General features: G+C 71.4%; 26 protein-coding genes. 17 read left to right on the forward strand and 9 right to left on the reverse strand.

All coding sequences use genetic code 11. The annotated features are described in order from the left end of the window. The first annotated feature begins 199 nt into the window (after nucleotides 1-199). The 11 genes from E4V99_RS18060 to E4V99_RS18110 all read left to right on the forward strand — a co-directional run bounded on the left by E4V99_RS18060 (nucleotide 200) and on the right by E4V99_RS18110 (nucleotide 9520). The gene (locus tag E4V99_RS18060; RefSeq protein WP_135068364.1) at nucleotides 200-388 is read left to right on the forward strand and encodes a hypothetical protein; all 189 of its coding nucleotides are present in this window, start codon (nucleotides 200-202) and stop codon (nucleotides 386-388) included. A 66-nt stretch (nucleotides 389-454) separates the two neighbouring features. After that, a complete protein-coding gene (locus E4V99_RS18065; RefSeq protein WP_135118122.1) occupies nucleotides 455-1507 on the forward strand; it encodes an LLM class flavin-dependent oxidoreductase in 1053 nt (350 codons plus the stop codon). 76 nt (nucleotides 1508-1583) lie between these two features. Further along, a complete protein-coding gene (locus E4V99_RS18070) occupies nucleotides 1584-2018 on the forward strand; it encodes a hypothetical protein (protein ID WP_135118123.1) in 435 nt (144 codons plus the stop codon). Further along, entirely contained in the window at nucleotides 2018-2242 is a 225-nt protein-coding gene (locus E4V99_RS18075; RefSeq protein ID WP_135068370.1) for a helix-turn-helix transcriptional regulator, read from the forward strand. The genes E4V99_RS18070 and E4V99_RS18075 overlap by 1 nt, the downstream gene beginning before the upstream one ends. After that, nucleotides 2239-3285: an NAD(P)-dependent alcohol dehydrogenase gene (locus tag E4V99_RS18080; RefSeq protein WP_135118124.1), complete on the forward strand. Its 1047-nt coding sequence runs from the start codon at nucleotides 2239-2241 to the stop codon at nucleotides 3283-3285. The genes E4V99_RS18075 and E4V99_RS18080 overlap by 4 nt, the downstream gene beginning before the upstream one ends. Continuing rightward, a complete protein-coding gene (locus E4V99_RS18085) occupies nucleotides 3282-4565 on the forward strand; it encodes an HNH endonuclease signature motif containing protein (RefSeq protein ID WP_135118125.1) in 1284 nt (427 codons plus the stop codon). The genes E4V99_RS18080 and E4V99_RS18085 overlap by 4 nt, the downstream gene beginning before the upstream one ends. A gap of 169 nt (nucleotides 4566-4734) precedes the next feature. Next, entirely contained in the window at nucleotides 4735-5568 is an 834-nt protein-coding gene (locus tag E4V99_RS18090) for an ATP-binding cassette domain-containing protein (RefSeq protein ID WP_167758155.1), read from the forward strand. Continuing rightward, nucleotides 5565-6329 (forward strand): ABC transporter ATP-binding protein, encoded by a 765-nt coding sequence (locus tag E4V99_RS18095; protein WP_135118127.1) that lies wholly within the window; start codon nucleotides 5565-5567, stop codon nucleotides 6327-6329. Before E4V99_RS18090 ends, E4V99_RS18095 begins: the two co-directional genes overlap by 4 nt. Beyond that, nucleotides 6322-7203: a branched-chain amino acid ABC transporter permease gene (locus E4V99_RS18100; protein WP_135068380.1), complete on the forward strand. Its 882-nt coding sequence runs from the start codon at nucleotides 6322-6324 to the stop codon at nucleotides 7201-7203. The genes E4V99_RS18095 and E4V99_RS18100 overlap by 8 nt, the downstream gene beginning before the upstream one ends. After that, nucleotides 7200-8294: a branched-chain amino acid ABC transporter permease gene (locus tag E4V99_RS18105; RefSeq protein ID WP_135118128.1), complete on the forward strand. Its 1095-nt coding sequence runs from the start codon at nucleotides 7200-7202 to the stop codon at nucleotides 8292-8294. Before E4V99_RS18100 ends, E4V99_RS18105 begins: the two co-directional genes overlap by 4 nt. Next, nucleotides 8294-9520: an ABC transporter substrate-binding protein gene (locus E4V99_RS18110; RefSeq protein ID WP_135118129.1), complete on the forward strand. Its 1227-nt coding sequence runs from the start codon at nucleotides 8294-8296 to the stop codon at nucleotides 9518-9520. Before E4V99_RS18105 ends, E4V99_RS18110 begins: the two co-directional genes overlap by 1 nt. A gap of 112 nt (nucleotides 9521-9632) precedes the next feature. Here the strand turns inward: E4V99_RS18110 and E4V99_RS18115 are convergent, their stop codons facing one another. Continuing rightward, nucleotides 9633-10136 carry a bifunctional nuclease family protein gene (locus E4V99_RS18115; RefSeq protein ID WP_135118130.1) on the reverse strand — a complete coding sequence of 168 codons (504 nt, stop codon included), beginning with the start codon at nucleotides 10134-10136 and terminating at the stop codon, nucleotides 9633-9635. A gap of 86 nt (nucleotides 10137-10222) precedes the next feature. Continuing rightward, complete coding sequence (gene gnd, locus E4V99_RS18120) at nucleotides 10223-11284, reverse strand: phosphogluconate dehydrogenase (NAD(+)-dependent, decarboxylating) (protein ID WP_135118131.1); 1062 nt, start codon at nucleotides 11282-11284, stop codon at nucleotides 10223-10225. A gap of 202 nt (nucleotides 11285-11486) precedes the next feature. On the opposite strand from gnd, the gene E4V99_RS18125 reads away from it, so the two are divergent. Next, nucleotides 11487-11831 carry a cupin domain-containing protein gene (locus E4V99_RS18125; RefSeq protein WP_135118132.1) on the forward strand — a complete coding sequence of 115 codons (345 nt, stop codon included), beginning with the start codon at nucleotides 11487-11489 and terminating at the stop codon, nucleotides 11829-11831. On the opposite strand, the gene E4V99_RS18130 is transcribed toward E4V99_RS18125, so the two are convergent. Genes E4V99_RS18130 through E4V99_RS18140 form a run of 3 tightly spaced genes read right to left on the reverse strand, consistent with a single transcriptional unit; the run spans nucleotide 11812 to nucleotide 15330 of the window. Further along, on the reverse strand, nucleotides 11812-12027 hold the full coding sequence (locus E4V99_RS18130; RefSeq protein WP_135118133.1) for a hypothetical protein: 216 nt from the start codon (nucleotides 12025-12027) through the stop codon (nucleotides 11812-11814). The genes E4V99_RS18125 and E4V99_RS18130 overlap by 20 nt on opposite strands. Nucleotides 12028-12052: 25 nt before the next feature. Then, nucleotides 12053-14557, reverse strand: coding sequence for a DEAD/DEAH box helicase (locus tag E4V99_RS18135; protein ID WP_135118134.1), 2505 nt, complete (start codon nucleotides 14555-14557; stop codon nucleotides 12053-12055). A gap of 11 nt (nucleotides 14558-14568) precedes the next feature. Continuing rightward, complete coding sequence (locus E4V99_RS18140; RefSeq protein ID WP_135118135.1) at nucleotides 14569-15330, reverse strand: hypothetical protein; 762 nt, start codon at nucleotides 15328-15330, stop codon at nucleotides 14569-14571. Between the two features lie 94 nt (nucleotides 15331-15424). Here E4V99_RS18140 and E4V99_RS18145 point away from each other — a divergent pair, with 94 nt between their 5' ends. Together E4V99_RS18145 and E4V99_RS18150 are read left to right on the forward strand one after the other, a co-directional pair. Beyond that, nucleotides 15425-16444 (forward strand): PfkB family carbohydrate kinase, encoded by a 1020-nt coding sequence (locus E4V99_RS18145; protein WP_135118136.1) that lies wholly within the window; start codon nucleotides 15425-15427, stop codon nucleotides 16442-16444. Further along, on the forward strand, nucleotides 16441-17184 hold the full coding sequence (locus E4V99_RS18150) for a 5'/3'-nucleotidase SurE (protein ID WP_135118137.1): 744 nt from the start codon (nucleotides 16441-16443) through the stop codon (nucleotides 17182-17184). The genes E4V99_RS18145 and E4V99_RS18150 overlap by 4 nt, the downstream gene beginning before the upstream one ends. Nucleotides 17185-17190: 6 nt before the next feature. On the opposite strand, the gene E4V99_RS18155 is transcribed toward E4V99_RS18150, so the two are convergent. Next, complete coding sequence (locus E4V99_RS18155; protein ID WP_135068402.1) at nucleotides 17191-17688, reverse strand: MarR family transcriptional regulator; 498 nt, start codon at nucleotides 17686-17688, stop codon at nucleotides 17191-17193. Nucleotides 17689-17745: 57 nt separating this feature from the next. Next, entirely contained in the window at nucleotides 17746-17982 is a 237-nt protein-coding gene (locus E4V99_RS18160) for a hypothetical protein (protein ID WP_135068404.1), read from the reverse strand. Between the two features lie 182 nt (nucleotides 17983-18164). On the opposite strand from E4V99_RS18160, the gene E4V99_RS18165 reads away from it, so the two are divergent. Beyond that, nucleotides 18165-18764: an NAD(P)H-dependent oxidoreductase gene (locus E4V99_RS18165; protein WP_135118138.1), complete on the forward strand. Its 600-nt coding sequence runs from the start codon at nucleotides 18165-18167 to the stop codon at nucleotides 18762-18764. Here the strand turns inward: E4V99_RS18165 and E4V99_RS18170 are convergent. Beyond that, the gene (locus E4V99_RS18170; RefSeq protein WP_135068408.1) at nucleotides 18752-19318 is read right to left on the reverse strand and encodes a helix-turn-helix transcriptional regulator; all 567 of its coding nucleotides are present in this window, start codon (nucleotides 19316-19318) and stop codon (nucleotides 18752-18754) included. The genes E4V99_RS18165 and E4V99_RS18170 overlap by 13 nt on opposite strands. A 69-nt stretch (nucleotides 19319-19387) precedes the next feature. Between E4V99_RS18170 and E4V99_RS18175 the strand changes: the two genes are divergently transcribed. After that, nucleotides 19388-19984, forward strand: coding sequence for an ArsR family transcriptional regulator (locus E4V99_RS18175; protein ID WP_135118139.1), 597 nt, complete (start codon nucleotides 19388-19390; stop codon nucleotides 19982-19984). A 6-nt stretch (nucleotides 19985-19990) separates the two neighbouring features. On the opposite strand, the gene moaA is transcribed toward E4V99_RS18175, so the two are convergent. Further along, nucleotides 19991-21022 (reverse strand): GTP 3',8-cyclase MoaA, encoded by a 1032-nt coding sequence (gene moaA, locus E4V99_RS18180; protein WP_135118159.1) that lies wholly within the window; start codon nucleotides 21020-21022, stop codon nucleotides 19991-19993. A gap of 190 nt (nucleotides 21023-21212) precedes the next feature. On the opposite strand from moaA, the gene E4V99_RS18185 reads away from it, so the two are divergent. Continuing rightward, nucleotides 21213-22634, forward strand: coding sequence for a cytochrome ubiquinol oxidase subunit I (locus tag E4V99_RS18185; protein WP_135118140.1), 1422 nt, complete (start codon nucleotides 21213-21215; stop codon nucleotides 22632-22634). The last annotated feature ends 7 nt before the right edge of the window (nucleotides 22635-22641 follow it).

Raw genomic sequence — 22641 nt, forward strand, 5'->3', positions numbered from 1 at the left:
CGCGCCGCCACACGGACTCGACGTCCTCGGCGCCGCGCGCACGCGCGCGAAGAACCTGCGCCACCGCATCCCCCTTTCGCGTGCCGGGCAGTCTTCGATTTTCTCACCAGACGAATAGGGAGCGGCGCACGTCGTGTCAAGGGCGTACTGGCCCGGCGGGCGGTGCGGTGCGATGGAAGACCCGACGAAAGGAAACGGCATGTCCGACCCCGCCGCCCCGCAGAACCCCGAGCCCGACCTCCGCACCGACTCCGGCTACCCCAACCGCGACCGGGCCGATCTCGCCCAGCAGGCGCCGGCCCAGGCGGATGACGCGGCCATCGCCGAGCACGCAGCCGACGTGGACGGCACCGACGACGAGCACGACGACCCCACGGCCGCCCAGTGACGCCGGCGGCCCCCGGCCGCATCCATTCACGGGAATACGAGTGCCCGCAGGGCCGTTGACGGGAGCATGCAGCGATTCGGCACCCTCTCCTTCGGCCACTACGGGCCCCTCGGGCGCGGACGGGAGCTGACCGCCGCCGACATGCTCCACCAGGCGGTCGACCTGGCGCAGGGCATGGACGAGCTGGGTGTCAACGGCACCTACTTCCGCGTGCATCACTTCGCCCGCCAACAGGCCTCACCGATGCCGCTGCTGGCGGCCATCGCCGCGCGCACGCGGCGCATCGAGGTCGGTACGGGCGTCATCGACATGAGGTACGAGAACCCGCTCTACCTCGCCGAGGAAGCCGCGGCGGTGGACCTGCTCAGCGACGGCCGCCTGGCCCTGGGGGTCAGCCGTGGTTCACCGGAGACGGTCGTCCGCGGGTACGAGGCGTTCGGTTACACCGGCGCGCAGGATCCCCGCGGCGCCGACCTGGCGCGAGAGCATTTCGATCTGTTCCTCCGCGCCATCGAGGGCGAAGGTCTGGCCGACCGCGACCCGTCCAGCCCGTTCGGAGGTGGCGTGGGACGGCAACGGGTGGAACCGCACTCCCCCGGCCTGCGCTCGCGCGTGTGGTGGGGCGCCGGAAACCGCGACACCGCCGCGTGGGCGGGACGGAGAGGCGTCAACCTGATGTCCTCGACCCTCCTGACCGAGGCCGATGGACGCGAGTTCGATCTGCTGCAGGCCGATCAGATCGACGCCTTCCGCTCCGCGTGGCGGGAGGCGGGGCACCCCGGCACGCCCCGCGTCTCGGTCAGCCGGTCGATCTTCCCCATCACGACGGCGGAGGACGCGCTGCACTTCGGTCGCGCGGGCGAGGAGGGCGGCATCGGCATGATCGACGGCTTCCAGGCGACCTTCGGCAAGACCTACGCCGCCGCTCCCGACGTGCTCATCGAGCAGCTGCAGCAGGATGCGGCGATCGCCGCCGCCGACACCCTCATGCTCACGATCCCCAGCCAGCTGGGCGTGGAGTTCAACCTCCGCGTCGCCGAGTCGTTCGCGAAGTACGTCGCCCCCTCGTTGGGCTGGAAGCCGACAGGGGAGAGCACGCGCGAAACCAGCCGCGTGTAAAAAATTCTTGACATGGATGCTGAGGCATCCCATACTTCAGAGTGTCAAAGATTCTTGACACTCTGAGGGGGATGCCGTGGTCTACCAGGAACGCAACACGTGGTCGCAGCTGATCGCCACACTCGTGGCCATGACGGTGTACATCATCGTGGTCCTACAAGCGGCCGGCGGTGGACCACTGACTGACGTGCTCTGGTGGCCGATCATGCTGTGGACGATCCTCGGCAGCATCGTCGGCTCGATCCTCCTCAGCATCGTGTGGGGCATGATCGCCGGTGCCCGCGACCCTGACGGGGTGGGCGTGGCCGACCTGCGCGACCGCGACATCGCGCACCTCGGCTCCCGGGTCGGCCAGGCCTTCATGGTCATCGCGGGGCTCGGCGTGATCGCGCTGTGCGCCCTCGAGGCATCCTGGTTCTGGATCGCGAACACCATGTTCTTCGGATTCGCCCTGTCGGCTCTCGTCGGCGGCATCGCCCAGGTCATCGCCTACCGCCGAGGACTGGCCTGATGGTCAAGCCCACGAAGGTGGTCAACGACATCCGGGCCCTGCGCGAAGCCGCGGGCCTCACCCAGGCCGAGCTCGCGCGCCGCATCGGCGTCACGCGGCAGACGCTCATCGCCATCGAGCAGGGCAGGTACTCACCCACCCTGGAGCTGGCCTTCCAGATCGCCCGCGTGTTCGGGACCCCCCTCGACGCGGTGTTCCGCTACCCCGAGGAGGAGACCTCATGACCACGCACGCCACGGCCGTTCCCACCACCATGACCGCGTGGGCGCAGCACCGCTACGGCGACGCCGATGCCGTCGCCCCCGAAGACATGTCGGTCCCGTCGCCAGGGCCCCATGACGTGCTCGTGCGCGTCCATGCGACCGGGCTCAACTCCGCCGACGCCCGCGTGATGCGCGGCGACCCGCTGATCCTGCGCCTGGTCTTCGGGTTGCGCCGCCCCCGCACCGCGGTGCAGGGCCGCGACATCGCCGGCACCGTCGTCGGGGCAGGCGCCGCCGTCACGACGCTGCACGTGGGGGACGCGGTGGTCGGCGAGACCACCGGCGGCGGTCTCGCCCCCTTCGTCGCCGTGCCCGCCGCTCGACTCGTGCGCCGCCCTGAGGGTCTCGACGACCTCGTCGCGGCCACGCTGCCGATGGCCGGCGGCACGGCCTGGCAGGCCCTCGCGCTCGCCGGGATCGACGGCGATGCTGCCCGAGGCGCGCGCGTGCTGGTCGTGGGCGCCGGCGGCGGGGTGGGCCACTTCACCGTTCAGCTGGCGGCGCTCCGCGGAGCCGAGGTCACTGCGCTGGCGGGACCTCGCGCCCTTCCGGTGGTCACGGCGCTCGGGGCCACGACCGGGCTCGAGCACCGGCGCACCGACCTGTCGCAGCTCGCGGCGGCATCCTTCGACGCCGTCGTCGTGATCGCCGGCGATCATCCCCTGCGCCATCTGCGCCGCCTCGTCGTCCCCGGCGGCACCGTGGTGCTCGTCAGTGGCGGCAGCCGCCCCGTGACCGGCCCGCTGGGGGTGATCCTGCGCGCCATGGTGCTGTCGATGTTCGGATCGCGGCGCGTGCGGCCGCTGGCAGCGACGGCGAAGCCGGAGATCACCGCGGAGCTCGCGCGCCTGGCCGCCGCGGGCGACATCACGCCGCACATCGAACGCGTGTGGCCGCAGACGCAGGCCCGTGCCGCGCTGGCCCACATCGACGCAGGGCACACGGTGGGCAAGGTGGTCGTGCAGGTGGGAAGGTCGGAGGTACGTTCTAACCTCTTCCCATGAGCACAGATGCAACCCACTCGGCGGACGACGCCGACGCGGGGCTCGAGGCTCTCTGGGAGGACAACCCCGAGCTGGCCGGCGTGCTGGATCCGCTGGATCTCGTGACGGAGACATCGACGATGATGGCGGTGTTCGCCGCGCAGCGGTTCGAACGGGTCGAGGCGATGCATCGAACAGCGCTCACCGAGGTGACCACGTTCCGCGGCGCCAGCCCGGAGATCATCGAGCGCTCGCTGCGTCTGGAGCTTGCGGCGGCGCTCCAGATGACCGAGCATGCCGCAGACCAGCTCCTGATCACCGCCGAGGGGCTCGTCACCCGCTACCCCTCGATGCTTGACTCGCTGCACGGGGCGCGAACGACCGAGCGGCACGCAGAGGTGTTCGTCGAACTCGTCGACACCGTCGAGCCGGCGCTCCGCCCGCAGGTGATTCCGCTCGCGGTCGAGCTGGCCGAGGCGCGCCCGCTCGGCGCCTTTCGCCGCCTGCTGCGCAAGCTCGTGGAGACGGTCCGGGCGGCGACGCTCGAGCAACGCCACCGCGACGCGATCGCGCAGCGCCGAGTCGTTATCGAGCCGGCCGCCGATGGCATGGCGTGGCTCCTCGTTCACCTGCCGGCTGTGGAAGCCCACGCCGTGCACAACCGTGTCACCGCCATGGCCAAGGTGCTGGCGGCAGAAGAGGGTGAGACGCGCACGCTCGACCAGCTCCGCGCCGATGCCGTCGCCGACCTGCTCGTCGACGGGGTCGTCCGGCAGCATCCCACCGCCGCCCGTGGGATCCGCGCGACAGTCGCCGTCACCGTTCCGGCGATGGCGCTCCTCAGTGACGAACTGGCCGGGCAGAGCGAGCCGGCCGTCGTGGAGGGGGTCGGTCCCATCCCCATCGAGCAGGCACGGGAGCTGTGCGGCACCGCCGACAGCTGGATGCGGATCCTGACCCACCCCGAGACCGGGACGGTCCTCTCGGTGGGCCGCAAGAAGTACCGACCCCCCGCCCCGCTTCGGCGCCTGGTCCGCTGGCGAGCCGATCGATGTATGGGTCCGGGGTGCGCCATGCCTGCCGCCCGATGTCAGATCGATCATCAGGTCGCGTGGGAAGACGGCGGACGAACAGAGCTTTCCAACCTCGCCCCGCTGTGCCAGGGCCACCACACCGTCAAGCATCACGGCGGGTGGGTGGTGCGACAGCTCGCCGGCGGTGCGATCGAGTGGATCTCACCCCTCGGCCGGCGCTACGTCGAACAGCCCGAGCGACGGGTCCCGGTCTTCCGCGCCGCGTGAACCTGCTCCGCCTCCCGCCAGTCGGGTGGCTCACAACCGGACACCTCTGACCCGATTGACATCAACAGCATCGATGACCGGTATAGCTAAATCACTCTGACGCATATCGCAGGGCGCTCATACGATGGCGACGAGGCACCCCCTCACCCACCCGACGACATCAAGGATGATGACCCTGGACAGCGACGCGACCGTGCGCACGCACGACAGAACGGCCCTCGCTCCCGCGCTGACGATCAGCGACGTCGGGATCGGATTCCGCGGCGTCCGCGCGCTGGACGCCGTGAGCTTCGCCATCCCGCGCGGGGGGACGAGCGCGGTGATCGGCCCCAACGGAGCGGGCAAGACGACCCTCTTCAACTGCATCAGCGGCATCTACCGCCACGAGGGTGAGATCGCGCTGGCCGGACGCCCGATGAGCGACATGCCGGCGCAGGCGCGCGCGATCGCCGGCATCGCCCGCACGTTCCAGACGCCCACGCTCCTGCCCGACCTCAATGTCTTCGAGAACGTGCTGCTGGGTGCGCACGGCGGGATGCGGGCGGGGATGTGGGCGGCCGCCCTGCGGATCGGCCGGGCGAGCCGCGAGGAGCGTGCCGTGCGGCTGGACGCGTGGGAGCTCATGGGCCCGCTCGGGCTCCAGCCGCTGGCCCTGGCGCCCGTGAGCAGCCTGGCCCACGCGGATCGTCGACGCGTCGAGATCGCCCGCGCACTCCTGTCGCGTCCGCAGCTTCTGCTGCTGGACGAACCGGCCGCCGGCCTCAGCGCCGACGAGGCCGACGAGCTGCTCGGATTCATCGCCGAGTTCGGCGCCGCCTCCGACATGACGAGCCTGCTCGTCGAGCACGACGTGGGGCTGGTCATGCGCGTCGCCCGGTTCGTCGCGGTGCTCGATGCCGGGCGACTGCTGGCATCCGGAGACCCCGCGACCGTCTCGGCCGATCCGCTCGTGATCGCCGCCTACCTGGGTGCCGACGCACCCGCCGACGGGGAGCTGCCATGACCATGCTCATCGCCGAGAACCTGCGCGCCCGCTACGGCGGCGTGCAGGTGCTCCACGGTGTGGACCTCGCGATCGAGGAAGGCGAGATCGTGGCGCTCCTCGGTGCGAACGGTGCGGGGAAGACGACGCTGCTGCGCGCCCTGTCGCGTCAGGTCGCGTCCTCCGGCGCGATCACGCTCGCCGGGACCCGCATCGACGGGCTGTCCACCGCCCGGGTCGCGCGCCTCGGCCTGGGTCATGTCCCTGAAGGTCGCGGCACATTCACCGAGCTCACCGTCGAGGAGAACCTGCGCCTGGGCGCTCTGGCCCGCCCGCGCAATCTGCGTGCGCGCACGGCGGCCGACCTGGACCTGATCTCCGAGACCTTCCCCGTCCTGCACGAGATGCGATCGCGTCAGGCCGGCGCGCTCTCCGGCGGCCAGGCCCAGATGCTCGCCGTCGCGCGAGCCCTTCTTGCGCGGCCCCGCCTGCTCCTGGTGGACGAACCGTCGCTGGGGCTTGCCCCGCTGACGACGCTGGAGCTGTTCAACCGTTTCCAGTCGCTGCGCGACGCATGGTCGCTGACCATCCTGCTCGCCGAGCAGAATGCCCGGCTGTCCCTGCGGATCGCCGACCGGGCGATCGTGCTCTCCCGCGGCAGCGTGGCGCTGGAGGGACCGGCCGCCGAGCTGCAGGATCACGACTCCCTGCGCGCCGCCTATCTCGGCGACGCTCACTCCCCGGCGGCGACCTCCCCGTCTGAAGGAGCACTCGATGACTGAGTTCTTCCAGATCCTGCTCGACGGCCTCACGACCGGAACGGTCTACGCCGCCCTGGCGCTCGCCCTCAGTGTGGTGTTCCAGGGCACCGGGATGCTGAACTTCGCCCAGGGCGAGCTGGCCGTCGTCGCGGCCTTCATCGCGTACACGGTGCTGCTGGGCGGGATCCCGCCGTGGCTGGCGATCCTCATCGCCGTCGCCGCATCCGCGGTGATCGGAGCTCTCCTGCACGTCGTCGTCGTCCGCTGGGTCGACACCCGCAACGAGGGCGTCCTGATGGCGATGGGCGTCGCGCTCCTCCTCGGTATCAGCGCTCTGGCGAGCATCATCTGGGGCACCGACCCGCGCAGCTTCCCGAGCCCCTTCGGGTCGGGCATCATCCAGTTCGCCGGGCTGCGGCTGACATACCAGCAGGCCGGCGGCGCGCTCCTGGTGATCGTGGCGATGGCCCTGACCGCACTGCTGTTCCAGAAGACGCCCATCGGACTGCGCCTGCGCGCCGTCGCGCAGAACGCCCCCTCCGCTGCGCTGCTCGGACTGTCCGCACCGGTGTGGCTGGCGCTCGGGTGGGCCGTCGCCGGTGCCGTCGGCGCCGTCGCCGGAGTGGTGGCCGCTCCGACTCTGGGGCTGTCGCCGCAGATGATGAACTTCCCCCTGCTCATGGCGCTGTCCGCCGCGACGCTCGGCGGCCTCACCAGCCGCGTCGGGGCGGTCGTGGGCGGCCTGCTGATCGGGGTGGTCACCGCGTTCGCCGGCCGCTACATCCCGTTCCTCGGCGGCGACCTCAACATCGTCGTGGCGTTCGTCCTGATCGTGATCGTCCTTCTGATCAAGCCCGGCGGGCTCTTCGGAAGAGAACGGATGGTGCGCGCGTGACCCCTCCCGTCCCCTACCCCGCCGAGCGGCCGTGGTTCCGCACGCCCCGCGGGCTGGGCACCCTCGCCCTCCTGCTCGTCGGCGTGTGCATCCCCTTCCTGGTGAGCGACTACGACCTCTTCAACGCCACCCGGGTGCTCGCCATCGCCCTCGGCGTCGCCGGGCTCAACCTCCTCGTCGGCTTCTCCGGGCAGATCAGCGTCGGTCACGGCGCGATCTTCGGCATCGGCGGGTACACGACCATGCTGATGATGCTGAACCTGGACACGCCGTGGCCGCTCGCGCTCGTCAGCAGCGTCGGAGTCGGGCTGCTCGTGGGCGTCGTCATCGGGATCCCTGCCCTCAAGCTCGGCGGTCTCAACCTCGGTCTGTTCACGATCGCGATCGCCGCCGTCTTCCCCCTGCTGATGAGCAGGTTCAGCGACGTCACCGGCGGCACGGTCGGGCTCGCGCTGCCGACCTCTCCCTTCACGGCGACGGCCGGCCTCACCTCCGCCCAGCTCGGCTTCCTCTTCGCCCTGCTGGCGCTGGCCGGCACCCTGGGGCTCCTGCGCAACCTCACCACCGGGCGGTTCGGCCGCGCCTACGCGGCCGTGCGCACGAACCGGATCCTCGCGATGGCCAACGGCGTGCGCGTTCCCCAGCTGAAGCTCATCGCATTCGTCATCAGCGCCGCCGTGGCCGGATTCGGCGGGGGGATCCTCGTGCTCGTCCTGACGGTGGCGACCCCCGACAGCTATCTCCTGACGTTCTCGCTGATCCTGCTCATGGCCACCACCGTCGGCGGCAACCGGTCCTGGATCGGCGCGATCGTCGGCGCCGGCATCGTCGTCTACCTGCCCGATTTCTCCAGCGACATCCTGCCCGGTCAGGCCTCCGGCCAGTTCGCGCAGCTCATCTTCGCGGTGCTGCTGGCGGTGTGCCTCATCTTCGCGCCGGGCGGTCTCGCCGGCTGGAGCTCGTCGCTGGCACGGCGTGCGCGCGGGCTCGCCGTCCGGCGAGCGCCTGCGACCGAGTCCCCCGCCTCCGCGCACCCGGAACCGAAACCCGAATCACCACCCGCACTCACACGAAAGGAAGCGAATCGCTGATGAAGATGTCACGCCGAACTCGCCCCGCCCTCATCGCCGTCACCGCGGCGACCGCCCTCGCAATGCTGCTCGGGGGGTGCACCGGCCGGCAGGCCGCGACCGAGCCCGCCGAGGGCGAAGCCGACGACAGCCCCATCGTCATCGGCGCCAGCTGGCCGCAGAGCGGACCGCTGGCCGCCGCGGCCGCGGGCCTGCACGGCTTCCAGGCCTACATCGAAGCCACCAACGCCGACGGCGGCATCGACGGCCGGCAGATCGAGCTGGTCACCGCCGACGACGGCTACGACCCGGCCCGCCTGGCAGACAACCAGCGCAGCTTCGTCGAGAAGGACGGCGCCATCGCGGTGGTCAACTTCGGCGGCATCGCCGTCCCCGGCCGCCCGTACCTCAACGACAAGAAGGTCGCCCAGATCGCGCTGGCCGGGCAGACCCCGCTCAGCGACGTAGAGAACTTCCCGTACACGCGCGCCTTCTGGCCCGACGTCGCCTGGGAGGGCGAGCTGCACGCGCAGTGGCTGACCGAGAACGCACCCGACGCGGTCGTGGGGTTCATCGGCTTCAACAACGACCTGAGCGAGAGCCACATCGCCGGCCTGGAAGCCGGCGGCGTCACTCCGGCACAGGTCGCGACGGTTCCGCCCGGCACTGCCGACCTCAGCGCGCAGGTCAGCCAGTTCCAGGCGGCAGGCGTCGACACGGTCATCATCAACATCGGCGCACCCACGATCGGCGCCGTCACCGCGTACATGCACGAGATCGGGTACGAGCCGACGCTCCTGCTGGCCGGCAACATGGCGGACTTCGTCACCGTGGTCGACCCGGCAGGGGCCGAGGCCGTGCGCGACGCCTACGCGTTCCACTGGGGCAAGGACCCGGCAGACCCGAAGAACGACGAGGACGAGGCGACGCAGGCGTTCGTCGCGGCCATGACCGAGCACGGCTACGAGAGCGACATCCGCCAGGCGCTGGCGTTCAACGGCTACGGCCTGGGCGCGGCGCTGGTCGAAGCCCTGAAGTCGGCGCCGGAGATGACGGCCGACGGCCTGCTGGAGGCATGGGACTCGCTGGCGGAGACCCCCAACCCGTACCTGCAGGACGGCATGACCCTGGACGCCGGCTTCGGCGGGCGCCTGATCTTCGAGGTGCAGCTCACGCAGTTCGACGGGACCAGCTGGCAGCCGCAGGGCGAGCTGATCGACCTGCGCGAAGCGGGCATCGTCGACTGAGCCGCGACGCCGCCCCGTGCACGAGGCGCCCCGCACACGCGTGCGGGGCGCCTCGTCGTCGCGCCGATTCCGCGTCGCGTCCAGGACGACCGAGTGCGGCGGCGCCCGTCCTTCAGCTGCCGAAGTCGTCGGGGTCGACCTCGTCGAGGAACCGGCGGAGTTCATCCACCTCTTCCTCCTCGTCGACCTGGTCGGGGAGGTCGGTCACCGCTTCAGGGACACCCGCCTCGGCGAAGACCGGATCGGCGACCCAGATCGGCGCGTCCGTGCGTGAGGCCAGGGCGATGGCGTCGGAGGGCCGCGCGTCGATCACGCGGAGCCCGTGCGGTGTCGCGAGCGACACCTCCGCGTAGAAGGTGCCGCCGTCCACACGGGTCACCTCGACGCGTTCGACCGTGCCCTCCAGCGCGTCGACCAGTCGCACCATGAGGTCGTGGGCGAGCGGGCGCGGCGGCACCACGCCCTCCACGGCGACGAGGATCGCGGTGGCCTCCTGGGCTCCGATCCACACCGGGAGGATGGTGCCCGTCAGGGCCGAGGGGCCCAGGGGCTTGAGCAGGATGACGTGCTGCTGGGCGGAATCCAGCGCGACCCCTGCCACGCGTACGCGGACCATGCTGCCCTCCCCCTGCCGTCGGTGGGATGCCCCTCAGCCTACGGCCGGTGACCGCATCCGTCACCGGGACCCGGCCGCGGCGGCCGTCACGAGCCGGAGCTGTCGGCTTTCGCCCCGCCCGCTTCGAGCACATCGCCGGCGGGCAGCTCCTGGTGGCCGCCGAACTGCATGCGCATGGCCGAGAGCACCTGGTTGGCGAAGTGGTCCTCCCCGCGCGAGGCGAACCGCTCGAACAGCGACGCCGCCAGCACGGGCGCCGGCACACCCACGTCCACTGCCGCCTTGACCGTCCAGCGTCCCTCACCCGAGTCCGACACCCGGCCGGCGAGGCCCTCGAGCGTCGGATTGTCCTGCAGCGCGGCCGCGGCCAGATCCAGCAGCCACGAGGAGATCACCGAGCCCCGGCGCCACAGCTCGGTGACCTTGGGCGTGTCGATGTCGAACTGGTAGTACTCCGGCTCCTCCAGCGGGGCGATCTCCGCGGAGTGCGTGGTGTCACGCAGGCCGGCGTCGGCGTTGTGGAGGATGTTGAGCCCCTCCGCGATGGCGGCCATCACGCCGTACTCGATGCCGTTGTGGACCATCTTCACGAAGTGACCGGCCCCCGACGGACCGCAGTGCAGGTAGCCCTGCTCCTCGGGAGCGATCTCTCCCGTCCGCCCGGGCGTCCGCGGCAGGTCGCCGGTGCCGGGCGAGATGGTCTGCAGCACGGGCTCGATGTGGGCGAAGGCCTCGTCCGGACCGCCGACCATGAGGCAGAACCCGCGCTCGAGGCCGAACACCCCGCCGCTGGTGCCGACGTCGACGTAGTGGATGCCGCGATCCCTCAGAGCCGCGGCACGGCGGACGTCGTCGCGATAGTTGGAGTTGCCGCCGTCGATGATGATGTCGCCCGGTTCCAGGACCGCGGCGACCTCCTCCACGACCCCTCCGGTCAGCCCCGCCGGGATCATGAGCCAGACCGTGCGCGGCGTGGTCATCTTCGTCGCGAGATCGGCGAAGTCGCCCGCGCCCACGGCGCCCTCCCCCTCGAGGGTCGCCACCGCATCCGGATTGACGTCGTACACGATGCACTCGTGCCCGTCCCGCATCAGGCGGCGCACGATGTTCGCGCCCATCCGTCCCAGTCCCACCATGGCCAGCTGCATATCGTGCTCCTCCGACGCTCGCGCGGAGCCGGTCGGGCTCCTGCCGCGAGTCTAGGCACCCCTGAGGGCACCGGGACGGATGCGGCGGCGCCGCGGGAGCAGCACCGCCGCGACTCCCGTGCAGGCCACCTCCTCCCAGGTGGACGTGGCTGCCGCCGCGTGAGACGGGCACGATGGCGATACCGCCGCCGGAAGGAACGTCATGCGATCGTGGTATCCCCCGGCCGCGACGGTGAGCGCCGCGGTCTACGACGAACTGCTGCGCGCGCCGTCGATGAGCGTCGGCTCCTACGTCATCCCCGCCGGGACCGCCGATCCCCAGCAGCCCCACACCGAGGACGAGGTGTACATCGTCCTGGCCGGGAGCGCGCGTCTGGAGACGCCGGGCGGGAGCGCCGCAGCGGTGCCGGGGGCCGTGCTGTTCGTCCCGGCCGGGGAGGAGCATCGCTTCGTCGAGATCGCGGACGACCTGCACGTGATCGTCGTCTTCAGTCCCGCCGAGCACACGGGCGCGACGCCCGCGGCGGTCAGTCCACCAGCGCGATGACGCCCACGATCGCCGACACCAGCGCCAGGACGAGGGCGAGGGCGATGAGCACGGCGTGCACGATCAGGAATCGCGTGGGCTTGCCCGCGGCATCCCGCGCCCGGGGGTCCTTCGCCACGCGCCCGTAGAACCGCGGCCAGACCAGCGCGTTGAAGGCGGCATTGACCAGCAGCAGGATGGCGAGTGCGGTGTCCACCCTCCGAGCCTAAGCGCCGCGCCGCTCAGAGGCGGACCACCTCGGTGACGTGGACGACGGCCGTCCCCGACTCCTCGGACGCCGGCAGGTCGACGACGGCGCGGATGCGCCAATCGTGGTCGCCGGCGGGGTCGTCGATGGTCTGCTCGACGCGCCACACGCCCTCGGCGGCGCCGGACTCGTCCACCGTCACGAGCGCCGCCGACCGCGCGGGCCCGCCGGTGAGGATCTCGTCGTGCTCGGCGTAGTACGCATCCAGCGCCTCCGACCAGTCGGCGTCGGGGTCGAGCTCGGTGAGCTCGTCGTCGCGCTGCAGGGCGGCGAGCTGGATGCGGCGGAACATCTCGTTGCGCACGAGCACGCTGAAGGCGCGGCGGTTGGTCAGGACCGACGGTGGTGCCGGTGGCACGATCGGCGCGTCCGGGTCATCGGGCGGGGCGATGAGCGCCGCCCACTCGTCCACGAGACTCGAGTCCACCTGCCGGACCAGCTCCCCGAGCCATTCGATGAGGTCGGTCAGGTCGGGCGTCTGCGCTTCGACGGGGACCGTCTGGCGGATGGCTCGGTACGCGTCGCTGAGGTAGCGCAGCACCAGCCCCTCGCTGCGGGCCAGGGAGTACACCGAGACGAACTCCCCGAACGACAGCGCGCGCTCGAACATGTCGCGCACGACCGACTTCGGGGACAGCGCGAAGTCGCGGATCCACGGCTGGCTGGACGCGAACACCTCGTACGACTGGGCGAGCAGCTCGGCCAGGGGCCGAGGGTAGGTGATCTCCTCGAGGGCGTCCATGCGCTGGTCGTAGTCCAGTCCCTCGCGCTTCATCGCGGCGACCGCCTCCCCGCGGGCGAGGTACTCCTGCTGCGACAGCACCGGGCGGGGGTCATCGAGCGTCGCCTCGATCACGCTGACGACGTCGAGCGCGTAGTGGCCGGTGCCCGCCGCACCCTGCGCGTCGTCGGGATCGAGCAGCTCGATGGCGGCGAGCGCGAACGGCGACAGCGGCTGGTTGAGGGCGAAGTTGGGCTGCAGGTCGACGGTGAGGCGGATCCTCCCGTCGGCCACCTCCACCACGTCGGCGGCCCGAAGCGTGCGGAAGATCGCCAGCGCGCGCCGGGCGAGCTCGAGCTGCCGGGCACGGGGCTCGTGGTTGTCGAAGACAAGGGAGCGGACGTTGCCGAACACGTCGCCGCCGCGGGCGATGACGTTGATCAGGATGGCCGCGGTGATCTGCAGATGCGGCTGCAGCGGCTCGGGTTCGGCGCCGACGAGGCGCTCGAACGTGGATTCGCTCCAGTTCACGAACCCCTGCGGCGGCTTCTTGCGGACGATCTTGCGCAGCTTCTTCGGGTCGTCCCTGGCCTTGGCGACCGCCGTGGCGTTGTCGATCTCGTGCTCGGGAGCCAGGACCACGACCGTGCCGGCGGTATCGAATCCCGCGCGCCCGGCCCGACCGGCGATCTGGTGGAATTCGCGCGCGGACAGATGCCGCATCCGCTGCCCGTCGTATTTGGACAGGGCCGTCAGCAGGACGGTGCGGATGGGGACGTTGATGCCGACCCCGAGGGTGTCGGTGCCGCAGATGACGCGGAGCAGGCCGCGCTGGGCGAGCGTCTCGACCAGCCGCCGGTAGCGGGGCAGCATCCCGGCGTGATGCACGCCGATGCCCGACCGCACGAGGCGCGACAGCGTGCGGCCGAACCCGGTCGTGAAGCGGAACCCTCCGATCGCCTCGGCGATCTCGTCGCGCTGCTCGCGTGAGATGACCCGGATGCTGGAGAGGGCCTGCGCCTGCTCCATGGCCGCCGCCTGCGAGAAGTGCACGATGTACACCGGCGCCTGGCGCGTGTCCAGGAGCTCCTGCACCGTCTCGTGCGCGGGCGTGCGGGCGTAGGAGAAGTGCAGCGGCACGGGGCGCTCGACGCCGGTGACGCGCGCCGTGGGGCGGCCGGTGCGCCGTTGAAGGTCGTCGGCGATGGCGGTGACGTCGCCGAGGGTCGCCGACATCAGCAGGAACTGCGCGCGGGGCAGGAGCAGTAGGGGCACCTGCCACGCCCAGCCGCGGTCGGCGTCGCCGTAGTAGTGGAACTCGTCCATCACGACCTGGTCGACGGCGGCATCCGGCCCCTGCCGGAGGGCGAGGTTGGCGAGGATCTCGGCGGTGCAGCAGATGATCGGGGCGTCGGGGTTGACCGAGGAGTCGCCGGTGACCATCCCGACGTTCTCCGCACCGAAGATCTCGGCGAGGGCGAAGAACTTCTCGCTGACGAGCGCCTTGATGGGCGCGGTGTACCACGTGCGCCCGCCCCGGGCGAGACTCGCCGCGTGCGCGGCGACGGCGACGAGGGACTTGCCGGTGCCGGTGGGGGTGGACAGGATGACGTTCGCGCCGGAGACCAGCTCGATGACCGCCTCGTCCTGAGCCGGGTACAGCGTCAGGCCGCGCCCACCGGCCCACTCCACGAACCCGGCGTACACGGCGTCGTCGTCGGCGCCGCGGGGGACGAGGTCGAGCAGAGTCGGGGGCACACTCCACCCTCTCACTCCGCGGCTTCGACCAAGACCCCCACCCGTTCGCCGTCGAGGACGAACTGCATCGCCGTACCGACGGGGAAACGGTCGCGCAGGATCGCGGGCATCTGCCGCTCCACCGTGAAGGCGACGGTGGCGGGGAAGGGCCCCGCACCGCACCCCGAGTGCACCCACGTGAATCCGGTCTCGGGCTGCTTCGCCAGATCCTCGGTCGGGATCAGCAGCAGGCACGCGCCGTCGCCGCCGGGCTGGTAAGCGCCCCGTGACGAGGCGATCGCGGTCACCCCGAGGAAGTCCGCGAAGCCCTGGGCATCGTCGCTCGGCGGGCCGAAGAGGCCCACGGGCCACTCGAATCCCGGATCCGGCTGCAGGGTCGTGACCTGGCTCGCGCCGGCACCGGCGTCACGGGAGACCAGTGGCATCGCCACCGAGGTCGCGGCGGCACCCGCCGACAGTGCCGCGACCACCGAGACCGGCCACAGCACCGGCGCCCAGCGCGGCCGGGCGCGTCGCGCCGGCGGAGACGCCGGAGGCGCGGATGCGGCGGCTTCGGGGAAGAGCTCCGTCCCCGGCGCGGCCACCGCCTCCGTCCCCGGTGCCGCCTCCACGTCTGCGGCGGCGCGTGCCGGCGGGCTCGCGTCGCGCTCGCGCGCGGTGGCTTCGAGCTCTGCCAGGCGGGCGACGGCGACCGCATCGGTGTGGATGTCCGGCGACGGCCCGTACGCGCGGGCGCGCAGCGTCCGCAGTTCGTCCTCGTGCTCCCCCTGCATCAGGCCCGCCCCTTCGCCCGGTCCGCCAGAACCCCCGCATCGCTCGCGCGCAAGTCCCTCTGCCTGCCCGCCGCCTCGTCCTACCGTCGAGGATATGAGCGACGTGACCATCTTCGCCCCCTCCCCCCTCCTCACCGTCACGGTCGAGCAGGTCGAGGGCAGCGACGAGATCCACATCCACGCCGGCGGGCAGGGAGTGTGGCAGGCGCGGATGCTGCGCAGTCTGGGCATCGACGTGACGGTGTGCTGCGCCCTGACCGGCGAGATCGGCTCCGTGCTGCGCGACCGCATCGCGCACGAGGGCGTGACCGTGTCCGCCGTCGAACGGGCCGGTCGCGGCGCGGCCTACGTCCACGACCGTCGTGGCGGCGAGCGCGAGGAGATCGCCGAGCAGGAGGGTGATCCCCTCAACCGGCACGACCTGGACGAGCTGTACAGCCTCACGCTGCGGGACGGCCTCGAGGCGGGGCTGGTGGTGCTCAGCGGCCCCGCCGGCGAGGGCACGCTTCCCGCCGATCTCTACCGGCGCCTGGCATCCGACCTTCGCCAGGCCGGAGCGCGTGTCGTGGTGGATCTGGCCGGGGAGCGTCTCGCCGCCGCGTTGGAGGGTGGCGTGGATGTGCTCAAGGTCAGCCACGAGGAGGTCATCGACGACGGGCTCGCGGAAGACGCATCCGTCGAGCGATTGCTTCCCGCCATGCACGAGCTGCGCTCGCGGGGCGCCGGTGCGGTCATCGTGACCCGCGCGAGCGACCCGCTGCTCTTCCTCGATGACGACGGCGCGCTCCAGGTGGCCTCACCGGATGTCGTGGCCGCAGACTCCCGCGGGGCGGGCGACTCGCTCACCGCCGGCGTCGTCGCGGGCCTGGCACGAGGGGAGGGTCTCCGCGACGCCCTGACCCTGGGGGCGGCCGCCGGCGCGCTCAACGCCACGCATCACGGGCTGGGCACCGGCGAGGGCGGCGCGATCGAGCGGCTGCGGGAGGCGGTGACCGTCGGAGAGATCCCCCGCGGTGCGCCCTCGGACACGCCCACCGCGGGCCGCGTCAGCCCCGACGGCCTGGCCGCCCTCGCCGAACCCCCGACCGACACCGACGAGAAGGATCCCGCATGACCCGCGTACTGATCACGATCGACGACGGCATCCACGCGCCGGGGCTCTCGGTGCTCGCGCGCGCCGCGGCGGCAGCGGGCCACGACGTGTTCGTCGCCGCACCCGCGCAGCAGTCCAGCGGATCCAGTGCGTCGATCATGGCCGAGGAGGACGACGGACGCATCGCGATCGAACGGCGCGAACTGGACGGACTCGAGGGCGTCGCGACGTACGCGGTGCACGGCGGACCCGGGCTCATCGCCCTCATCGCGGCGCGCGGTGCGTTCGGCGACCCGGCCGAGGTCGTGCTCTCCGGCGTCAACCACGGCGCCAACGTGGGGCGCGCCATCCTCCACTCCGGCACGGTCGGCGCCGCCCTCACCGGGGGCCTGCACGGCGCGCGCGCGCTGGCGGTGTCGCTGGATGTCGGCATCCACCCGGAGGAGTACCACTGGTCCACCGCCGCCGAGGCGGCCGTGGGCTTCGTCCCCGAGCTGCTCGCCCGCCCGCGGGGAACCGTGGCGAACCTCAACGCGCCGAACAGCCGCGAGGCCCGCGGACTGGTGGAAGCGCACCTCGCTCCCTTCGGCATCGTGCAGACGACCCTGTCCGAGAGCGACGAGCACCACATCCGCCTCGCCGTGGAGGATCTGCCCAACACCCCCGAACCCGGCAGCGACGCGGCGCTCCTGGCCGAGGGGTGGATCACGGTGACCGGGATCGAGCCGGTCACCCGCGTGCCGCTGGGCCTGGAGGGCTGAGGCGGGTCAGGCCGGATCGACGAGGCTTCTCAGGATGCGAGCGAGCGCAGCCTGATCGGCCCGGTCGAGGCCTCGCAGCGCCTCCGCCTCGCGGCGCACGAGCTCGGTCATCGCCGCATCCACGCGCCGCGCGCCTTCGGGAGTCAGGCGGACGAGGATGCTGCGGCGGTCGAGCTCGTTGGGACGCCGCTCGATGAGCCCGCGTGCGGTGAGCTTCTCCAGGCGGTTCGTCATCGCCGCGGAGCCGATCATCGTCGCCTCGATCAGCTGCGCGGGATTCATCTCGTGCGGCTCCTCGGCGCGCCGCAGCGCCGCCAGCACGTCGAACTCCCAGGCCGACAGTCCCGCGCCGGCGAACGCCGCCGCGCGCAGGCGATTGAGGCGGTGCGACGCGCGCCGCAGCCGGGACATGACGTCGAGGGGGGTGAGGTCGACCTCCGGCAGGCGCCGCGACCACGCGTCGATCAGAAGATCCACCTCGTCGTCGCGGTCGGAGGAAGTCATGATCCGACCGTAACGCACGCTCTGTCACCCCGAGGGTGCGTCGGGGCCTTCGTGACGTCAGGATGCGGGATGGCGCAGCGCGTCGACGGCGTCCGAGAAGCTGAGGGCCTGCCGCACCTCCACCGCACGGTCGTAGCGAGGGCCGGACAGCGCCACGTACACGTGGCCGACGACCTCGACGTAACCGGCCACGACGTCGTCCCACGCGATCTCGTAGAGGTCGAGGTCGACCCGCGTCCACGGCTGCGGGGCCGCCAGCGCCGTAGATTCGACGTGACGCGCCTCCATGACCATGACCGTGCTCCTCTCGCTCTGTCTAGAGTGCGCCCGGAAAAGAAAACCCGCGCGGGGCTTGACGAGTCGGGCCCCGCAGGCTAACTGTCTCGGCGGCGAGAGATCCCGCCGCCGTGTCAATCCCCCGGTCGCCAGGCAGCCGACCCCGTAGCGTCGCAGCATCCAGCCAGGAAGGGGATCCCATGGTCCGCGCTCTCGCGCTCAACTGCACCCTCAAGCCCGCTCCCGCTCCCTCCAGCACGGAGAAGCTCCTCCGGGAGGTGCTCGCCGCCCTCGGCGACGCCGGCGTGGAGAGCGAGCTCGCCCGGGTCGTCGACTACGACGTCCGGCCGGGCGTGGAGAAGGACATGGGTGCGGGCGACCAGTGGCCGGCGCTGCGGGAGAAGGTGCTCGCCGCCGACATCCTCGTGCTGGGAACCCCCACGTGGATGGGGCACCACTCCTCGATCGCTGCCCGCGTCCTGGAGCGCCTGGACGCCGAGCTCAGCGAGACCGACGACCAGGGCCGCCCGATCCTCTTCGGCAAGGTCGCCGTCGTCGCCGTCGTGGGCAATGAGGACGGCGCGCACAAGATCACCGCAGACCTCTTCCAGGCCCTCAACGACGTCGGGTACACCATCCCTGCCCAGGGCGTGACGTACTGGAACGGCGAGGCGATGGGATCGACCGACTATCGCGAGCTGGAGACGACCCCCGAGAGCACTGCCGGCACGACGGCGACGGTCGCGGCGAACGCCGCGCATCTGGCGACCCTCCTGGCCGGGGCGAACTACCCCGCCTGAGTCGCGCCGCGCACGGGGCGGCCGCGCCGCGGCCGGTCGGAGGACAGCCCGAACGTGCGCCCCGACCCGGGCGCGGACACGAGGGGCGTGACGGCGTCCAGCCACGCGATCTCCGCCACGACGCGCGACCGCTCCGCTTCCCGCAGGATGGCGGCGGCGACCTCGAGCCCGTCGACGTCCGCGTCGATCGCCGACAGCCGCGCCTGCGCCGCGCGGCGTTCGGCGGCCACGACCGCCGCAGCATCCACGCCCGGCAGGGTCGCGGCGAGGGCGACCTTCAGCGCCTGCTCGTCGCGCCCGCTGGGGGTCTCGGCCTCGGTGAACCAGCGGTCGGTCTCTGCGCGTCCGGCCTCGGTGATCCCCCAGTAGGTGTGCCCCGCTTCGTCGGTGCCGCGGCGCTCGACGAGCCCGTCGCGCTCGAGCCGGTCCAGCGTCGTGTAGATCTGACCGACGTTGAGCACCGCGCCGGTGCGGCGGGCGTACTCCGCGCGCAGCTGATACCCGTAACACGCGTCCTGATCGAGGATCGCCAGCAGTCCGCGGCGCACCGACATGCGACCCCCTTGAATATCGAGTATGTGCCTACCGAGTATACGAAGGCGGCGACAGCGGATAATGGCGGGATGGGCAACGCCGGTTACAGCGCGATCTCCAGCGACTCGCGCGTGCGCATCCTCCACCTCCTGCTGGAGCGGCCCGAGCGCACCGTGAGCGAGCTGTGCGAGGCGACGGGGCTGCATGCCAACACCGTCCGCGAACACCTGCAGCGCCTCATGGACGGCGGGTACGTCGTGGCCGCCACGGAGCACCGCACGACCCGCGGCCGGCCCCGCGTGCTCTACACCGCGACCGGCGAGGATGCGGCCTCCAGCCCGGTGGCCCAGCGCAAGGCGCGGGAGGCCGCCGTCCGAGGGGATCTCTTCCGCCGGTTGTGGCCGGCCACCTCCACGTTGGCCGAGGAGGCGGTGCACCAGCTGGACGCGCTGGTGGACGACCTGGAGGGCGCGGGATTCACCCCCGTCGTGGACGAGCAGGCGCTCACGATCGACCTCTCCCCCTGCCCTCAGGCCGCCGCCGGCGGGCGCGACGTACGGTGCACGGTGCACCTGGGACTCATGGACGGCGTGCTCACATCGGCGTGCGGACCGCTCCGCGCCCAGCGCATCCGGCCGTCCGAGCGGCCCGCCGACTGCGTCGTGCAGCTGGCCGTCCTGGAGTGACCCGGATCAGCCACCGATCGCGTTCATTCCGCGCGGGGGCTGCAGGAATGCGGGGTCGTTGATCGCGTGACCGGGCAGCTTGCCGTGCACGCATGCCCGGAGGCGCTCGGCGATGCCTTCCGCCCGTGACGCAGTGGAGTCCGCGCGCAGGACCGGCAGCAGGTCGTACTCCGCGATCGAGAAGAGGCAGTTGCGCAGCTGGCCGTCGGCGGTCAGGCGCAGCCGGTCGCACGCGCCGCAGAAGGGCGCCGTGACCGACGCGATCACCCCGACGCGGTGCGGCCCGCCGTCCAGCAGCCACGTCTCGGCCGGCGCGCCGCCACGGCCGGGCACGGCCGTCAGCTCCCACCGTTCGGCGAGCGCCGCGAGGATCTCCTCCCGCGTGACCATCGTGGTGCGATCCCACGTGTGACCGGCATCCAGCGGCATCTGCTCGATGAAGCGCATCTGGGCGCCCACGTCCACGGCGTACTGGACGAGGTCGACGAGCTCGTCGTCGTTGACCCCGCGCATCGCGACGGCGTTGAGCTTGAGGGGCCGGAGAGGGGATGCGGCGGCCGCCGCGATGCCGGCGAGGACGTCGTCCAGCCGGTCGCGGCGTGTGAGAGCGGCGAAGCGATCCCGGCGCACCGTGTCGATGCTGATGTTCAGCCGCGCGAGGCCTGCGTCGACGAGGTCGGGCAGCAGCTCGGGGAGGCGGATGCCGTTCGTGGTCATCGCGACCTCGACCGGTCCGTCGGCGCCGCGGATCGCCGCGATCCGGCGCACCACATCGACGATGTCGGTGCGCAGGAGGGGCTCGCCTCCGGTGAGGCGGAAGGTGCTCACACCGAGGGAGGCGGCGACCGTGGCGACCTCGACGATCTCGTCCACGGTGAGGATGCTCGTCTTGGCGAGCCACTCGTTGCCCTGCTCGGGCATGCAGTAGGTGCACCGCAGGGAGCAGCGGTCGGTGAGGGAGATGCGCAGGTCGCGATGGATGCGGCCGTGCGTGTCGGCGAGCGCCCCGGCCGCCCCCTCCGGCGCGGCCCCGCGCATGCGCAGGATGACGGGTGTCGCACTCACCCCGCGGCCGCCGTTTCGCCCATGGTCCGAGGCTACGGGTTATTCCCGGCCCGCGGCACTGGTGAGCGGTTGTTCGATGGCGAGAGACTGGCCGCCAGGTGCGGACGAACGCATGTTAGCGTGTGGTCCGACCACACGTGCGGCCGGAAAATCGGAGGATCCCGTGGAGCTGCTCGACCCGCTACTTCTCGCCCGATGGCAGTTCGGGCTCACGACGCTCTACCACTACCTCTTCGTGCCGCTCACCCTCGGCCTGGCCCTGGTCACGGCGATCTTCCAGACGGTGTGGTATCGCACCGGCGACGTGAAGTGGCTGCACCTGACGCGCTTCTTCGGCAAGATCTTCCTGATCAACTTCGCCATGGGCGTGGTCACCGGCATCGTGCAGGAGTTCCAGTTCGGCATGAACTGGTCGTCCTATTCGCGCTTCGTCGGTGACGTCTTCGGCGCCCCCCTCGCGTTCGAGGGCCTGCTGGCCTTCTTCCTCGAGGCCACGTTCATCGGTCTGTGGATCTTCGGGTGGGACAAGCTCCCCCGGCTCGCGCACCTGGCGAGCATCTGGATGGCCGCCATCGGGGCCACCCTGTCGGCCTACTTCATCCTCGCCGCCAACGCCTTCATGCAGAATCCGGTCGGCTACGAGATGGCCGCCGACGGGTCGCGGGCCGAGCTCGTGGACTTCTGGGCGCTGCTGACCAATCCCGTCGCCCTCGCCGCGTTCCCGCATACGATCACCTCGGCGTGGATGTTCGCCGCCGCCGTCCTCATCGCCGTGTCGGCGTGGCACCTCATGCGCCACCAGAACGTCGAGACCATGCGCACGTCGCTGCGCTTCGGCATGTGGTTCATGGTCATCTCGTTCGTGGGCGTCGCCATCTCCGGCGACCAGCTGGGCCTCGTGATGACCGCGACGCAGCCGATGAAGATGGCCGCTGCCGAGGCGATGTACGACACCGCGTGCGGGGCGGATGCATCCTTCTCGCTCTTCTCCATCGGAACGCCCGACGGGTCGGAGGAGATCTGGTCGCTGCGCGTGCCGTACCTGCTGTCGCTGCTGTCCACGCACACGCTCGACGGCTGCGTCGAGGGCATCAACGACCTCCAGGCGCTGTACAACGAGCAGTTCGGCCCCGGCGACTACACGCCCATCATCTGGGTCACGTACTGGTCGTTCCGCTGGATGATGGGACTGGGCGGCATCTCCGCGCTGCTGTCGGTCGCGGGCCTGTGGTTCACGCGCAAGAAGTCGACGTTCCAGATGAAGCCGTGGATGTGGCGCGTGCTCGTGTGGTCGGCACCGCTTCCGCTGCTGGGCAGCCTCGTCGGCTGGGTGTTCACCGAGATGGGACGCCAGCCCTGGATCGTGTTCGGTCTCATGCTGACCGAGGACGGCGTCTCCCCCAGCGTCCCCGGATGGAACGTGCTGATCTCTCTGGTCGCGTTCACCGCGATCTACGCCACCCTCGCCGTGGTGGAGCTGGGCCTGATCATCAAGTACGCGCAGAAGGGGCCCGATCCGCTCCCCGATCCGGATGCGCCGGCGGAGCCCGACTCCGTCGAGAACACCCCGACGACCGTCTACTAGGAGCTCA

The sequence above is a fragment of the Microbacterium sp. dk485 genome (genome assembly GCF_004570445.1).
GTDB classification, from domain to species: domain Bacteria; phylum Actinomycetota; class Actinomycetes; order Actinomycetales; family Microbacteriaceae; genus Microbacterium; species Microbacterium wangchenii.